The sequence below is a fragment of the Psychroflexus longus genome (assembly GCF_020164595.1).
Classification (GTDB): domain Bacteria; phylum Bacteroidota; class Bacteroidia; order Flavobacteriales; family Flavobacteriaceae; genus Psychroflexus; species Psychroflexus longus.
The window spans coordinates 239,632-254,345 of record NZ_JAIQZE010000001.1 but is presented as its reverse complement, the minus strand read 5'-3'; the positions used below and the strand labels follow the sequence as shown (position 1 = coordinate 254,345).

The window sequence follows — 14,714 nt, the reverse complement described above, 5'->3', positions numbered from 1 at the left end:
ACTTTGCCGATGGTTGTAAACCGGGTTAGGGATAGAGGCTTTGTTGGAGCTCTTTCAAGTTTTTTATCTTGAAAAGCGACTGCCGAAAGTCCGACCTTGTTGCTTTTCAACAAGGGAACCCCCAAATAGATAAAACGAGACATTATGTTGGAAGTTAAGTACATACGGACACATCAGGAAGAATACACTCAGGCTCTTAAAAAAAGAAATTTTGAGGCTGAAGCTGTTTTTGAGTCTATCCTGAAATTGGACGATAAAAGAAAAGCTACGCAAAAACAACTGGACGAAATTCTTTCAGAATCCAACAATCTTTCCAAAGAAATAGGAATGCTTTTCAAGTCTGGTGAAAAAGAAAAAGCCAACGCACTCAAAGAAAAAACAGCTGGGCTCAAGGAAGATTCCAAACGTCTTGGTGAAACTATGAGTCAGGTTGGGACCGAATTACAGGCTTTGCTATACCAGGTTCCAAATATTCCGCATCCTTCTGTGCCAGCTGGAAAAAGTGAAGAGGACAACGAAGAGATTTTTAAAGAAGGCGATATTCCTGTGTTGGCACAAAATGCGCTTCCACACTGGGAGTTGGCCAAAAAATACGACATCATCGATTTTGAATTGGGCAATAAAATTACCGGTGCTGGATTTCCTGTTTACAAAGGCAAAGGTGCAAGATTACAAAGGGCTTTGATCGCTTACTTTTTGGATAAAAACGTTGAAGCAGGTTACACTGAAGTGCAGGTACCACTTTTGGTCAATGAAGCTTCTGGCTATGGAACCGGGCAGTTGCCAGATAAAGAAGGTCAAATGTACCATGTGGGGAATGATGATTTGTATTTAATTCCAACGGCTGAGGTGCCTATTACCAATATTTACAGGGATGATTTGTTAACTGAAAACCAGCTTCCAATTCAGTTGACGGGATATACGCCCTGCTTCAGAAGAGAAGCGGGGAGTTATGGTGCTCACGTTCGAGGTCTTAACCGCTTACACCAATTTGATAAAGTGGAATTAGTCAACATTGTAAAGCCGGAAGAGTCTTACCAGGTTTTGGATAAGATGGTAGAACATGTCAAATCGATTTTAAGAGATTTGAGATTGCCTTATCGTGTCTTGAGGTTATGTGGTGGAGATTTAGGATTTACTTCGGCTTTGACCTTCGATTTCGAATTATTTTCCACGGCTCAGGATCGCTGGCTGGAGATCTCTTCGGTGTCTAACTTTGAAACCTTTCAGGCTAACCGATTAAAAATCCGTTATAAAGATTTCCATAAAAATAAAGCTTTGGTGCATACTTTGAATGGAAGCTCTTTAGCATTGCCTAGAGTTTTGGCGGGTATTCTGGAAAATTATCAAACTGAAGATGGTATTATGATTCCAGAAGTTTTAAGACCTTACACTGGTTTTGATATTATTTCTTAGGGATTGGAATTGAGTAATTGATAAGTTAGAATTTACAATTATTTCTCAAATAGTATAGCGCCGAAAAATATTTCGGTAAATTTGAGCATGCGTTTAGAATTACCTGGATCTTTAACAGCAAAATCTATTTTGACATTTCTGTCACTACTTTTTTTCACTTTTGGCTATAGTCAAAGTGCGGAGCTGGCAGAGAATTATTTCGATCAAGGCGAGTATGAAAAAGCGGAAGCGATTTACGCAAAACTTCATAAAAACAACCCAGGTCATCAGAATTGGTTACTTGGTTACGTGGAGACCCTACAGGCACTTGACAAGGTAGAGGAAGCTGAATCCACATTGAAAAACTATTTAATCAAAATTGGAGAATATCCAAACATACAGATAGAGCTCGGTTACTTATACCAAAAGCAACAGGATTCACTCAAAGCTAATCAATATTATCAAAAAGCAATTTCTCAAGTCGAAGCCAGACCAGGTTTTGCCTATTCCGTTGGTAATGCATTTCAAAAATACGGTTTGCTGGATCTTGCTGTCGAAACTTATGAAACCGCTCAACGCATCGAACCACGTAGCAATAATACTATTGAGCTTGCAAGAATTTATGGTGAGCAGAGTCAGTTTAAATCCATGTTTGAAAACTACATGGATCTAATTGTTGAAAACCCTAGTTACTTTCAAATTTTGAATCGAAACTTCTCGCAATACATCACTGAAGACTCGGGTAATGAAGCCAATCAGGCTTTAAGGCAGGTTCTACTTCAACGCAATCAGAAAGAACCGAATGTCATTTATAACCAAATGCTCAGCTGGTTGTTTGTTCAGCAGAAAGACTATTCCAAAGCCTTTGTACAAGAGAAAGCACTTTATCAACGATCACAGTTCAAATCTTTAGATAGATTTATAGATTTGGCTTTGATTTCTAAAGACAATGACGACTTAACTAGTGCCAGAAAAATGCTTGAGTTTGCTGTTGAAAATGCAGCAAGCCAACGCGATTTGCTATCAGCAGAAAGACAATTACTTCTCGTTAAAAGGTTGCTGGCTTCGCCTGAAGATTATGCTAAAATTGAAACCACTTATAAAAATTTTCTTGCCAAAATTGGAAGAAATAAAGATAGCTTTCTAGTTCAAAAAGATCTAGCTGAATTTATCGCTTATCAAAAAAACGATGTTGAAAAAGCTTTGGATCAAATTGAACTTATCAATTCACAAAATTTATATCAGCAGCAAGTTGGAGAATTGAAATTACTGGAGGCGGACTTAAATGTGCAGCAATCTAAATTTAATCAGGCCTTATTGCTTTACACTCAGGTTGAAAAACTAATTCCTAATAGTGATATTGCCCGAGAGGCAAAATTTAAAGTGGCAAAAACCAGCTACTATACAGGAGATTTTGATTGGGCGTTGACTCAGCTAAAAGTTTTGAAGACTTCTGCTTCACAGTTGACATCCAACGATGCTTTGGAATTGTCCTTATTGATCAAAGACAACAGCCAGGAAGACAGCACACGAACCGATTTGAAGCTGGTGGCTAGAGCAGACTTGCTTCAGTTTCAGAATCAACCGGATAAGGCCCAAAACATTTTAGAAAACGTACTTGCCGATTATAAATCGCCATCAATTGTGGATGAAGTGTTATTGAGGATTGCCAATTTGCATTTGGAAAATAACAGAATTGAAAAAGCTATTCCATTTTTGCAGCGTATCGTAGACGAGCATGGTGATAAAATCTTAGCTGATAATGCCAACTTTATCTTAGGAAAACTTTTTTCAGATCGACTAAATGAGCCTGAAAAGGCCAAAAAATATTTCGAAACTTTAATTTTTAATCATCCCGATAGCATTTATTTTGTAGAAGCTAGACAGCGCTTCAGAAAGCTGAGAGGAGATCAAATTCAATAATATGTTTATTTATAATGTAACGACCAATATTGAAGAAAATGTCCACGACGAATGGGTAGAATGGATGAAAAATATCCATATTCCAGCGATGTTACAAACTGGGAAATTTGAAAGCGCAACTATGAGTCGTGTGGACGTGGTAGAATCTATGGGTGGAATCACTTATTCTGTGCAGTATAAAATTCAGAATAAAGCCACCTTGGAACGTTACTTTGAGGAGGATGCTGAAAAGCTGAAAAAGCAAACCAAACTTTTTGAAGGCAAATTTGTAAGTTTTAGAACCGAAATGGAAATTGTACATGAGCAATAAAGAGCGAACAACTATAGACGACGAAGTTTTCAAAGCCAATTTTGAACAAGGAGTTCGTGAGGTGAGAGCCAAAAAACATTTAGGCCAACACTTCTTAAATGACGAGGACGTCTCCAAGCGCATTGCTGAAACTTTGTTGAAAGACAACTATAAAAATTTACTGGAAATAGGGCCAGGCATGGGAGTCCTGACCAAATACCTGCTTGAGAAATACGATAGATTTATAGCTATGGATCTGGATAGGGAATCTATTGCTTATCTTAATTCTACCTTCAAAGTAGAAAATAAAATTCAGGATAAACCTCAGGCGTTGAATGTTGTGGAAGCAGATTTTCTAAAAGCAGATTTGAAGGAATATCTTGGAGATGAACAATTTGCTATTATTGGCAACTTTCCTTACAACATTTCTACTCAGATCGTGTTTAAAACTTTGGAAAACAAAGAACAAATTCCAGAATTTTCAGGCATGTTTCAAAAGGAAGTCGCAGAGCGTATTTGCGCCAAGGAAGGCAGCAAAACCTATGGGATTTTATCGGTATTGACTCAGGCTCACTACACTGCAGAATATCTGTTTACTGTTCCACCAGAAGCTTTCGATCCACCACCCAAAATCAATAGTGGGGTGTTGAGGTTACAGCGTAAAGAAAATTATGAGTTGCCTTGCGAAGAAAAAAAACTAAGAGATGTGGTAAAAACCGCTTTTCAGCAGCGAAGAAAAACGCTTCGTAATAGCTTAAAAAAATTCAACTTATCTCCAGAATTAAGAGAAGACGCTATCTTTGCTCAACGCCCTGAACAATTGAGCGTGGAGCAATTTATTGAGTTGACAATTAAAATAAGCGAAGATGGCATTTGAACTCACCAAAGAATTAATTGAGAAGATAGAATCTCTCATCGAAGAAAAAAATGACCATGAGTTAGAATCACACTTGGAAGAATATCACCATGCGGATATTGCCGAGGTTCTTGACGAATTAAATTTGGATGATGCGACCTACATTATTAAGCTTTTAGGTAGCGATCAAACTTCTGAGGTATTGATGGAAATGGATGAGGACGATCGGGAAAAAATTCTCCGAAACCTCAATGCTAAGGAAATTGCTGAGGAAATTGAAGAAATGGATACCGATGATGCGGCGGATATAGTTTCAGAATTATCAGAAGATATCAAGTCTCAGGTCATCTCTAACATCAAGGACAAGGAACACGCCGAAAATATTGTAGAACTCCTTAAGTACGATGAGGATTCTGCAGGGGGATTGATGGCGAAAGAGTTGATAAAAGTCAATGAAAACTGGAGTGTCACCGGTTGCATGACCGAAATGAGGAACCAGGCAGAAAATGTGACTCGTGTGCATTCCATATATGTGGTCGATAACAAAGGAAAATTAAAAGGTAGACTTTCGCTTAAAGATCTTATTACTGCTCCAAGCAAAGCAGAAATCGCTGATGTTTATATTACCAATGTAGACTATGTTGATGTGCATACCCCTGGAGATGAAGTGGCTAGGATCATGCAAAAATATGATCTGGAAGCAATTCCTGTGGTGGATGAATTTGGAAGACTGGTAGGACGAATCACAGTCGATGACATCATCGATTTTATAAAAGAAGAAGCCGAAAAGGATTACCAAATGGCAGCTGGTATTTCCGAAGATGTAGAAGCCGATTCTACGATCTGGCAATTGACGAGAGCGAGATTGCCCTGGCTTATTTTAGGACTTTTTGGGGGATTGGGAGCAGTTTATGTCATGCAAGGTTTCGACTCCGCCCTGGAGAATTACGAAATCCTATTCTTTTTCACACCATTAATTGCGGCCATGGCCGGTAACGTTGGGGTTCAATCTTCAGCGATCATTGTCCAAGGCTTGGCCAACGATACCGTCAGAGACAGTTTAGCAAAGCGATTGCTCAAAGAAGTAACGCTTAGCATCATCAACGGAACAGCTTTAGGCTTGCTGGTAATAGGCTTCGGAGCTATCACTTCCATGGCATTTTTGGTAAGCATTACAATCGCTATTTCTATATTGTCGGTGATTATTATGGCAGCTTTAATTGGAACCTTCGTTCCGATTATTTTGAATAATAGGGGCATTGATCCAGCAATTGCCACAGGCCCTTTTATCACTACCAGTAATGACATCATTGGTATCTTGGCTTATTTTTATATCGCCAAATTAATTTTGAACTTTTAGCGATGACACCTATTCCATTTCAGAAAGAATTGATTGTTAAGAAAGAATACCTAGATGAGCAAAACCACGTCAATAATCTGGAATACATTAAGTGGATTTTAGACATTTCAGAAGCCCATTGGGTGGCCAAAACGCCTTTAAGCATCAGAGAACAATACGCCTGGTTTGTATTGGATCACTACATCCAATACAAACGTCAAGCTTTTCTGGGTGAGGAATTGATCCTGACCACTTGGATCGAAAATTACTCCACAGTCAAATCAGAACGCTGCGTGCACATCACCCGCAAAGCCGATGGAAAAACGATTGTGGAAGCTAGAACTAACTGGTGCTTTATAGATCAGCAAACAAAAAAACCAGCACGCATAACTCAGGAGCTTGTAAAACCTTATTTTGAATTTGAATCTGCTTAGCTTTATGTCTTAGCGATATTCAGCTTAAACCTTAGGATTATGAAGATATTACATCTGGACAGTAATCATCCACTGATGATTAAAGAATTGACCAAAATGGGTTTCGATAACACTGAAGATTTCAAGAGTACCAAAGCTGAGGTGGAAGCTAAAATTCATGAGTTTGATGGCATCATCATCCGCAGTCGGTTTAGTATTGATAAGGCATTTCTGGATAAAGCCACTAACTTAAAATTCATCGGTAGAGTAGGAGCTGGTTTGGAAAATATCGACGTAGACTACGCCGAGCAAAAAGGGATAAAACTTTATAACGCCCCTGAGGGTAATAGGAATGCAGTCTCAGAGCACGCACTTGGCATGTTGCTGAGTTTATTTAATAAATTACGGATAGCTCACGATGAAGTGGTTAACGGCCAATGGAGGCGCGAAGCCAACCGAGGTTATGAGTTGGAAGGCAAAACAGTAGGTATTATCGGTTATGGTAACACGGGTAGAGCTTTTGCCAGAAAATTGAGCGGATTTGATTGTGAGGTATTATGCTATGATATTTTAGATGAGGTTGGAGATCAAAATGCCAAGCAAGTCAGTCTTCAGGAGCTAAAATCCAAAGCCGATGTTATCAGTTTGCATACGCCTCAAACTCCCCAAACCATGGGAATGATCAACTTTGAATTTATTAATTCAATGAAAAAGACCTTTTGGTTCATCAATACCGCCAGAGGTAAAAGTGTGGTCACCGAAGATTTGGTTGACGGACTGAAATCTGGAAAAATCCTTGGAGCTGGACTAGATGTATTGGAGTACGAAAAATCCTCCTTTGAAGATATGTTCACCTCTAGTTATCAACTTCCCCAAGCCTTTCACTATTTAATGAAAGCTGATAATGTTCTGTTGAGTCCACACGTAGCTGGCTGGACCTTTGAAAGTCACATCAAACTCGCTCAGACGATTGTGGATAAAATTAGCGGAGATTTTAAGACAAAATAAAACCTCTCCTTGTTATCAAAACAAGAAGAGGTTTTAAAATTAATTTACTTAAGCCTTCTGACTCGTCGGCACAATCTCCGAACAATTGATTTCGGTGATGTATCTCTTTTCGCCGTCTTTGGTTTCATAAGAACGTGGGGCGAGTTTACCTCTGAGTAAGACTTCCTGTCCTTTTTTGACGTAAGTTTCGATAAAGCTGGCGGTTTTGCCCCAGGCGATGATGTTGTGCCAGTAGGTGTTGGTGATTTTCTCTCCGCTGTTGTCGTAATAAAACTCATTCGTGGCGATAGAAAATTTGACTAATTTCTTTCCAGAATCTAGGTTAATTACTTCTGGATCCTGGCCTAAGTGGCCCATTAACTGTACTGAATTTTTTAAAGTACTCATAACAATAAAATTTAAATGGTTTTTAAAAACTGACTCGGACTTTCCAAGCCATAGCGACGATGTTTCCGATCGACAAGGCAAAGATGCGGTGAGAGTTTTCTTATAGTCGTCTGTTATCCAGTTACTTCCTTTTACTTACGTTTACAAACGTTTGTAGTCGTTTGTAAATGGTTATTGATTGGATTGATTTCAATACATAGAAATTTCTAATACCATAAAAAACATCTTTTTACGACAATTGCCATATTTCTTATAGAGTCTCAAATCCTAAATTCATGTTTTTTTAAAGGATACGCGCTATGCGAAGGAGAAAGAAATCTTTCTTGTCGAAGAGCAAAAGATTTCTCCTACTGTCGGAATGACAAGAAATATTTGTGATCCTCAATAAGTTTTAATTAATTCAGGAGACAGATTTGCTTCAAGATCTTTTTTTTGAAAATAAAAACTGAGTAAAAAAATCCCACCTAAACATTCATTCAAAAGGTTTTTCAATAAAGTAAGTATTTATTACCAATAAGCACTAACTAAAAATTTCTTGATCTTCTCGATTTTGAGTAAAAACCAGTTTAAACCCTATAATCACTGACTTAAGTCTAAAAATTCCGTTTTTTGGTGAATTGAAAATGTACGGTTTAACCGTAACAAGAGTACGGTCGAACCGTAATCTATTTGTTTTTTAGTGACTTACATTTGTTTAAACAAAAACATAAAACTTATTTTTAAAACTTAAAGACATGAAAAAGATAATCGGAATTTTCACAATGGTATGCTTATTTTTCTTTGCAGGATGTTCACCAGAAACCTTTAGCGACGACCAATACGAAGGACAAACTCCAGAAGAAATCTTTGGAACAGGAGGAGAAAATAGAGTTCACAGAGCAACCAATACTCCTCCGGACGACAGTGATTTATAAATTTTAATTTTAGTAGTTTAGACAAGATTTTAGGATATACTTAATGAAGCATTGGATATTTTATCTTGTCATACTTACTTTAGTTTTTGGTTGTCAATCACCTTCAAAGCAAAATTTAGAAGTTAACCCTCAGCTTAGGGACTCTATATTAACTTATTTGAAGAATGTTGATAACAATAAAAATAAACTGAATAGTTTAAAAAAGTCATTTCAATTTATTCAACAAATTGAAAATGATAGTTTACAAATCAAGTACTTAAAGGCGCTAGATTATAGAGCTTTAAATTCAGATGATGGAATTTATTTGAGCATAAATTCTTTAGGTTTAGAAAAATCTGTCAAATATAAAGACACTTTATCTTTAGCTAATTTTTACTGGAACTTAGGTGATTACCAGCTTAATAATAATAAATCTGATAAAGCCTATTTTTCTTATAATGAAGCACAATATTTATACAACCTAAAAGGAGATTTAAAGAATTATGCTCAGATGTTATATAATCAGGCATTAATTCAATCTCAGGCGAAAGACTTCACCGGGGCAGAAGTTAGCCTTATTAAGGTAGCTGAGATTTCCCAACAAACTAAAAACTATGAGTTACTTTATAAAGCTTACAATGTTTTAGGTGTTACCAACTATAATCTTAAAAACTTTGACGTTTCGATTAAGTATTTAAATAATGCTCTACAAGCTTTAGGTAAAGTAGAAGATTCAGATTTATACAGAGCTTCGACATTTAATAATCTAGGTAATGTATACGAAAAGCTAAAAGAATATGATTTAGCTATCAAAAATTACCGCAAAACACTTTCTACAAAAAATATATACGATAGAGATCCTTACCTCTACGCAATGGCTTTGGATAATTTAGCCTATAATCGACTGGAAACAGGTGAGCTACAAAATGTTTTGCCGGATATGCAGGAGGCTTTAGCGATTCGAGAGAAAATTCAGCATTTGGCTGGTATTTCTATCAGTCAGATTCATATTGCAGAATATTTTAAATCTATTGGTGATATCACCCAGGCCATAAAATTTGCGGGAGCTGCTAATACTACCGCAAAAAATAATAATAACAACAGGGATATCCTTAAATCCTGGCAATTACTTGCCGACCTTCAACCAGAAGATAGTTATGCCTACACCACTTCTTATATCAATTTAAGCGATAGCCTTCAAACTGAGGAGAGAAAAGTTCGAAATAAATTTGAGCGTATACGCTTTGAGACCGAAGAAGTCATGCAGCGCGCAGAAATGCTGGAAGAGGAGCGTACCATTATTTTTCTTATTTCTTCCCTCATTATCATTATAGGCAGTTCAATCTTCGTGTTTTATATTCAGCGTTCCAAGAACAGATCTTTAGAACTGGAACGCGATCAAAAAATTGCTGACGAAAAAATATATGAATTATTGCTTTTGCAAAGTGCCAGAAAAGATGAGGGAAAACGCGAAGAGCGTGACCGCATTGCAAAAGAACTCCACGATAATATACTTACAGAGCTTTACGCCAATCGGATGAATCTGATGTTTTACAAATATAAAACGGGCATCAAAGGAGATGAGAAATTCGGAAAGCTTACTGATAACCTGATGGATGTAGAAAAGCAAATCAGGAATTTATCTCACGAACTCTCCAATACTTACTTTGATGAGCACAAAGAATTTGGCGATCTCATTCAGGACCTTCTCCATAAACTACAACTTGAGAGATCTCATCAATTAACCGTGGACGATTCCGTCAACTGGTCTCAAATCGCATCCAACATTAAAATGCACACCTATCGAATTCTTCAGGAAACAATTATGAATATTCAGAAACACGCCGAAGCGAGTTTTGTATTTATTAAATTCAGTTTAAATGAAGACGCCAATGAAATCGAATTTATTGTTGAGGACGATGGTAAAGGATTTAAGGATAATAAGAAACCCGGAATAGGGCTTAAAAATATAAAATCCCGGGTGGAAGATATCAGCGGTAAAATATGTATTGATTCTAAGCAAGGTTCTGGGACCAAAATCAGTATTTTTATACCCATTAAATAAAAGCTATGTCTAATTATAAGGTTTTACTAGTCGATGATCATCCCATGATCATTGCTGGCTTTGAGCAAGCACTGGATATCATCAAGGAAAACAACGAGAAACTTAATTTCAGTAGAGATTCTGCAGTAGAATGTACCACTGCTGCTGAGTTTATTTCTGACAAAAACAATAAATACGACCTTATCTGTCTGGATTTATCACTGCCCGGAAGTAAAGATGGTAAGTATAATTCTGGGGAGGATCTGGCGAAATTAGCCAAAAAGCATCAGCCTAAAGCGAAATTGCTGATATGCACCATGCTGGAAAATAATTACAAGGTATTGAATGTTATGCGGAGGATAGATCCAGATGGTTTTTTGGTAAAATCTGATACCAATCCAGATATATTGATTTCTGCTATAGAAAATCTACTTAATGGAAAAACTTATCAAAGCTCTACTGTTCACCAGATGCTCAAAAAAACGATTGAATTTTCTCACAATATAGATGAAGAGGATTTGAAAATACTTTTCTATTTGTCAAAAGGTATTTTAACCAAAAACTTACCTGAACATTTAGGACTTTCTCTCAGTGCTGTCGAAAAGAGAAAAAAACAAATGAAGCAATTCTTTGATATACCAAACAGAAATGACAAGATCCTTCTCGAAAAAGCAAAAGAAAAGGGATTTTTATAAAAAATCCCTTTTCTTTTGACTTTAAATAATGTGCCTATTACTCACTTAGTAGCTTTGAAATTTCATCAAGCTTAGGTGTTAATACTACTTCTATTCTTCTGTTTCTTGCTCTGTTTTCTTCAGTTGTGTTTGGCACTAATGGCGCATACTCGCCCTTGCCTGCAGCAGTAAGGTTTTGCGGATCGATGTTGCCATTTTTCAGTAATAATTTTAAGACTTCCGTTGCTCTTTTGGTAGACAAATCCCAGTTGTCATTTAAAGGTCCATTTCCACCGTAGGGAACGTCATCAGTATGACCTTCTATCAACACAGCAATATCTGGATTTTCTGCCAAAACTTTCCCGAGCTCTTTCACCGCCTTTTGTCCTTCATTCCCCACGTTCCAGCTTCCAGAAGCAAATAAAAGCTTGTTTTCCATAGAAACATAAACCTTACCGTCTCTCATTTCCACACTTAGACCTTGACCTTCAAAATTTGTAAGGGCACGGGAAAGATTGTCCTTGAGGGTTTGCATTTTCTGCTCCTTTTCAGCTATTAAGCTTTCTAATTCTTGAACACGCTGAGATCTGGCTTGCAAATCTTTCTGAAGTTCTTCCAGTCGGTTTTGTTCTTTGGCAAGAGCGGCTTCTTTCTCTTCCAACTGACGAAGCAATTCTCTGTTTTGCTTGGAGTTCTCAGCCAGTGCTTTCGAGCTATTTTTTTCTAAGGCATCATAAGATTCTTCGAGTTTGTCCAGAGTACTTTTGTTTCTTTGGTAGTCTGCAAGAAGATCATCACGTTGAGTTTTTAAAACTTCAATTCTGTCTTTTGAGTAGGCGAGTTCATCTTCAACAGCAGTTTTTTCTGAATTGCACTCGTCCAGCTTTTGACTGAGTTGCTCGTTTGTTCTTTTTAGTGAATTAAGATCCTCTTCAAGCTCGAGGAATTTTTTTTGACTCACACAGCCTATCAAGTTGAGGCTTAAGAATCCAATAAGTACATATCGCATTAGTTTCATAGGAAGGATTTTAAAGTAAAGGTTATTAATTTAAATCAAGTTCTAAAAGTACCGGGCAGTGGTCGCTGTGTTTCGCTTCTGGTAAAATAACTGATCTTGAAATTTTATTTTCAATTTCTTCAGCTACCAAAAGGTAATCCAGGCGCCATCCTTTATTGTTTTGTCGAGCATTTGCTCTGTAGCTCCACCACGAGTATTGAACAACGTCTTCGTTTAATTTTCGAAAAGAATCTATAAAGCCAGATTCGTTTAAGAAATTGGATAGCCACTCGCGTTCTGCAGGAAGGAATCCAGAAACTGTTTTCAATCTCACTGGATCATGGATATCTATGGCTTCGTGACAAATATTATAATCACCACATATCACTAAATCTGGAAAGTCTCTTTTGAGGTCTTCAATATAGATTTTGAATTCATCCATATAAGTAAATTTGTAACTCAGCCGATCATCATTCGTTCCAGACGGAAGGTACAAACTCATAACAGAGACATCATCAAAGTCAGCCCTTATATTTCGACCTTCTCTATCCATATATCCTATTCCTGTTCCATATTCAACATGATTCGGTTCAGACTTACTTATAATGCCGACACTGCTGTAGCCTTTTTTTTCTGCAGAATACCAATAGCAATATTTATAACCTATGTCCTCAAAAATAGAGTCATCTATCTGCTCTGGTTGTGCTTTTGTTTCTTGAAAACAGACCACATCTGCATCAGCAGCTTTTAGCCAGTCAATTAGTCCTTTCTTAAGTGCAGCGCGAATGCCATTAACATTATATGAGATAATTTTCATGTCTTGTTTTGATTCAAAAATAAGTATAAGTCTTCAACTTAATTTATATCGATGACGTTTTTATATTGAAAAAAAAAGTCCATTTTTAATTTATTAATTATCAGAGTCTTGAAGAAGTAGGGTGTTAATTATTTACAAATATATTCTGCTTTATTTTTTAAACATGGATATGTGTTTTACATTTGTACCAGGATGAAGTTTTTTCATAATAGATTGGTTAGTTAAGAAAAGCCTTGAGCACTCGCTCAAGGCTTTTCTGTTTTAAAGCAGTTTTTACTTTTAAAGGCAATAGAATTTCAATTTTTTTACACAAAAAAGCCTGTTCAAACATTTAGAAACAGGCTGTAATAATTTTTAATTCCTTTTAAATTTAAATACTAATTAAATTTAATGAGATACGTATTTTTCTTCCCTTTGTTAATTAAGACATACTTCCCATTGATTAAATCAGATTCTTTTAGACTGTAATCCAGACCTACTTTTGATTTATTTACAGAAATCGAATTTTCCTTCAAAGCTCTTCTGGCTTCACCATTGGAATTCAGGAATTCAGTTTCGGCAGATAAAGCAGCAATCATATCAAGTCCATCTTTCAAAAGACTTTTATTTAATTCTTTAAGAGGAACTCCTTCAAAAACATCTAAAAACGTAGCTTCATCGAGTTTTGCAAGATCCTCTTCGGTACTTTTCCCAAACAATACCTGAGATGCTTCTTTTGCTTTTTCCAAAGCACCTTTGGAGTGTACAGCTTCTGTAATTTCGTCGGCCAGTTTGCTTTGTAGAGTTCTTAAGTGTGGTTGCTCTCTATGAGATTTCACAAGGCTTTCAATTTCATCTTTTGAAAGAAATGTAAATATCTTAATGAACTTCTCAGCATCCTCATCACTTGTATTTATCCAGTATTGATAAAACTTGTAAGGAGATGTTTTCTCTGGGTCAAGCCATATATTACCAGTCGCAGTTTTTCCAAATTTGGTGCCGTCAGCTTTTGTGATGAGCGGACAAGTCAAAGCAAAACCTTTGCCTTGGTCGATTCGCCTGATTAACTCAGTTCCTGTGGTGATGTTTCCCCATTGATCACTGCCGCCCATTTGTAAAGAACAATCCTGAGTCCTGTATAGATGGAGGAAATCATAACCCTGCACCAATTGATAGGTGAATTCTGTAAAACTCATGCCTTCTTTAGATTCTGAAGACAAGCGTTTTTTTACAGAATCCTTTGACATCATATAGTTCACGGTGATGTGTTTTCCAACATCCCTGATGAAGTCCAAGAAAGAAAAATCTTTCATCCAATCGTAATTATTGACCAGGATAGCTGAATTATCTTCTGAGGTTTTAAAATCTAAAAATTTGGATAATTGCTTTTTCAAAGCCTCTTGATTATGTCTTAATGTTTTTTCATCTAAAAGATTTCGCTCCTGAGATTTCCCGGAAGGATCTCCAATCATTCCTGTGGCGCCACCTACCAAAGCGACAGGTTTGTGACCTGCTAGTTGAAAGTGTCTTAACATCATAACGCCGACCAAGTGGCCTATATGAAGAGAATCTGCCGTCGGATCTATTCCTACATAAGCTGCTCTGCTTTTTTCGTTAAGATGTTCTTGAGTACATGGCATAACATCATGAACCATTCCTCTCCAGGTGACTTCTTCTATAAAATCCTTTTTCATTCTTAG

Annotated in this window: 14 protein-coding genes; 10 read left to right on the top strand and 4 right to left on the bottom strand. The window is 36.9% G+C overall.

Features of this window, described 5'->3' with window-relative positions; all coding sequences use genetic code 11:
- Positions 1–144: 144 nt before the first annotated feature.
- From serS to LB452_RS01200, 7 genes are all read left to right on the top strand, one after another.
- Positions 145–1,416, top strand: coding sequence for a serine--tRNA ligase (gene serS, locus LB452_RS01230; RefSeq protein ID WP_224459898.1), 1,272 nt, complete (start codon positions 145–147; stop codon positions 1,414–1,416).
- 87 nt (positions 1,417–1,503) lie between these two features.
- Positions 1,504–3,318, top strand: a complete 1,815-nt coding sequence (locus LB452_RS01225; RefSeq protein WP_224459897.1) for a tetratricopeptide repeat protein — start codon at positions 1,504–1,506, stop codon at positions 3,316–3,318.
- A gap of 1 nt (position 3,319) precedes the next feature.
- Complete coding sequence (locus LB452_RS01220) at positions 3,320–3,628, top strand: DUF4286 family protein (protein ID WP_224459896.1); 309 nt, start codon at positions 3,320–3,322, stop codon at positions 3,626–3,628.
- Positions 3,618–4,484 carry a 16S rRNA (adenine(1518)-N(6)/adenine(1519)-N(6))-dimethyltransferase RsmA gene (gene rsmA, locus LB452_RS01215; protein WP_224459895.1) on the top strand — a complete coding sequence of 289 codons (867 nt, stop codon included), beginning with the start codon at positions 3,618–3,620 and terminating at the stop codon, positions 4,482–4,484. Before LB452_RS01220 ends, rsmA begins: the two co-directional genes overlap by 11 nt.
- A complete protein-coding gene (mgtE, locus tag LB452_RS01210; RefSeq protein ID WP_224459894.1) occupies positions 4,474–5,823 on the top strand; it encodes a magnesium transporter in 1,350 nt (449 codons plus the stop codon). Before rsmA ends, mgtE begins: the two co-directional genes overlap by 11 nt.
- A 2-nt stretch (positions 5,824–5,825) precedes the next feature.
- A complete protein-coding gene (locus LB452_RS01205) occupies positions 5,826–6,236 on the top strand; it encodes an acyl-CoA thioesterase (RefSeq protein ID WP_224459893.1) in 411 nt (136 codons plus the stop codon).
- Between the two features lie 39 nt (positions 6,237–6,275).
- Positions 6,276–7,223, top strand: coding sequence for a 2-hydroxyacid dehydrogenase (locus tag LB452_RS01200; RefSeq protein ID WP_224459892.1), 948 nt, complete (start codon positions 6,276–6,278; stop codon positions 7,221–7,223).
- Positions 7,224–7,271: 48 nt separating this feature from the next.
- On the opposite strand, the gene LB452_RS01195 is transcribed toward LB452_RS01200, so the two are convergent.
- A complete protein-coding gene (locus LB452_RS01195) occupies positions 7,272–7,610 on the bottom strand; it encodes a single-stranded DNA-binding protein (protein WP_224459891.1) in 339 nt (112 codons plus the stop codon).
- 734 nt (positions 7,611–8,344) lie between these two features.
- On the opposite strand from LB452_RS01195, the gene LB452_RS01190 reads away from it, so the two are divergent.
- From LB452_RS01190 to LB452_RS01180, 3 genes are read left to right on the top strand one after another with little or no spacing between them, the layout of a single operon-like run.
- A complete protein-coding gene (locus tag LB452_RS01190; RefSeq protein WP_224459890.1) occupies positions 8,345–8,524 on the top strand; it encodes a hypothetical protein in 180 nt (59 codons plus the stop codon).
- A gap of 43 nt (positions 8,525–8,567) precedes the next feature.
- Positions 8,568–10,568 (top strand): tetratricopeptide repeat-containing sensor histidine kinase, encoded by a 2,001-nt coding sequence (locus LB452_RS01185; RefSeq protein ID WP_224459889.1) that lies wholly within the window; start codon positions 8,568–8,570, stop codon positions 10,566–10,568.
- 5 nt (positions 10,569–10,573) lie between these two features.
- A complete protein-coding gene (locus LB452_RS01180) occupies positions 10,574–11,242 on the top strand; it encodes a response regulator (RefSeq protein WP_224459888.1) in 669 nt (222 codons plus the stop codon).
- Positions 11,243–11,279: 37 nt separating this feature from the next.
- Here LB452_RS01180 and LB452_RS01175 read toward each other — a convergent pair whose 3' ends face one another.
- The 3 genes from LB452_RS01175 to tyrS form a co-directional block, all read right to left on the bottom strand.
- Positions 11,280–12,239: an OmpA/MotB family protein gene (locus LB452_RS01175; RefSeq protein WP_224459887.1), complete on the bottom strand. Its 960-nt coding sequence runs from the start codon at positions 12,237–12,239 to the stop codon at positions 11,280–11,282.
- A 25-nt stretch (positions 12,240–12,264) separates the two neighbouring features.
- Positions 12,265–13,035: an exodeoxyribonuclease III gene (locus LB452_RS01170; protein ID WP_224459886.1), complete on the bottom strand. Its 771-nt coding sequence runs from the start codon at positions 13,033–13,035 to the stop codon at positions 12,265–12,267.
- A gap of 377 nt (positions 13,036–13,412) precedes the next feature.
- Entirely contained in the window at positions 13,413–14,708 is a 1,296-nt protein-coding gene (gene tyrS, locus LB452_RS01165) for a tyrosine--tRNA ligase (RefSeq protein ID WP_224459885.1), read from the bottom strand.
- Positions 14,709–14,714 lie beyond the last annotated feature (6 nt).

What these genes read in the sequence shown, in the direction of transcription:
- LB452_RS01180 (WP_224459888.1), top strand. Translation starts at nt 10,574, where the DNA reads ATGTCTAATTATAAGGTTTTACTAGTCGATGATCATCCCATGATCATT.
- LB452_RS01225 (WP_224459897.1), top strand. Translation starts at nt 1,504, where the DNA reads ATGCGTTTAGAATTACCTGGATCTTTAACAGCAAAATCTATTTTGACA.
- LB452_RS01200 (WP_224459892.1), top strand. Translation starts at nt 6,276, where the DNA reads ATGAAGATATTACATCTGGACAGTAATCATCCACTGATGATTAAAGAA.
- LB452_RS01185 (WP_224459889.1), top strand. Translation starts at nt 8,568, where the DNA reads ATGAAGCATTGGATATTTTATCTTGTCATACTTACTTTAGTTTTTGGT.
- LB452_RS01170 (WP_224459886.1), bottom strand. Translation starts at nt 13,035, where the DNA reads ATGAAAATTATCTCATATAATGTTAATGGCATTCGCGCTGCACTTAAG.
- LB452_RS01175 (WP_224459887.1), bottom strand. Translation starts at nt 12,239, where the DNA reads ATGAAACTAATGCGATATGTACTTATTGGATTCTTAAGCCTCAACTTG.
- LB452_RS01195 (WP_224459891.1), bottom strand. Translation starts at nt 7,610, where the DNA reads ATGAGTACTTTAAAAAATTCAGTACAGTTAATGGGCCACTTAGGCCAG.
- LB452_RS01220 (WP_224459896.1), top strand. Translation starts at nt 3,320, where the DNA reads ATGTTTATTTATAATGTAACGACCAATATTGAAGAAAATGTCCACGAC.
- LB452_RS01190 (WP_224459890.1), top strand. Translation starts at nt 8,345, where the DNA reads ATGAAAAAGATAATCGGAATTTTCACAATGGTATGCTTATTTTTCTTT.
- tyrS (WP_224459885.1), bottom strand. Translation starts at nt 14,708, where the DNA reads ATGAAAAAGGATTTTATAGAAGAAGTCACCTGGAGAGGAATGGTTCAT.
- rsmA (WP_224459895.1), top strand. Translation starts at nt 3,618, where the DNA reads ATGAGCAATAAAGAGCGAACAACTATAGACGACGAAGTTTTCAAAGCC.
- mgtE (WP_224459894.1), top strand. Translation starts at nt 4,474, where the DNA reads ATGGCATTTGAACTCACCAAAGAATTAATTGAGAAGATAGAATCTCTC.
- LB452_RS01205 (WP_224459893.1), top strand. Translation starts at nt 5,826, where the DNA reads ATGACACCTATTCCATTTCAGAAAGAATTGATTGTTAAGAAAGAATAC.
- serS (WP_224459898.1), top strand. Translation starts at nt 145, where the DNA reads ATGTTGGAAGTTAAGTACATACGGACACATCAGGAAGAATACACTCAG.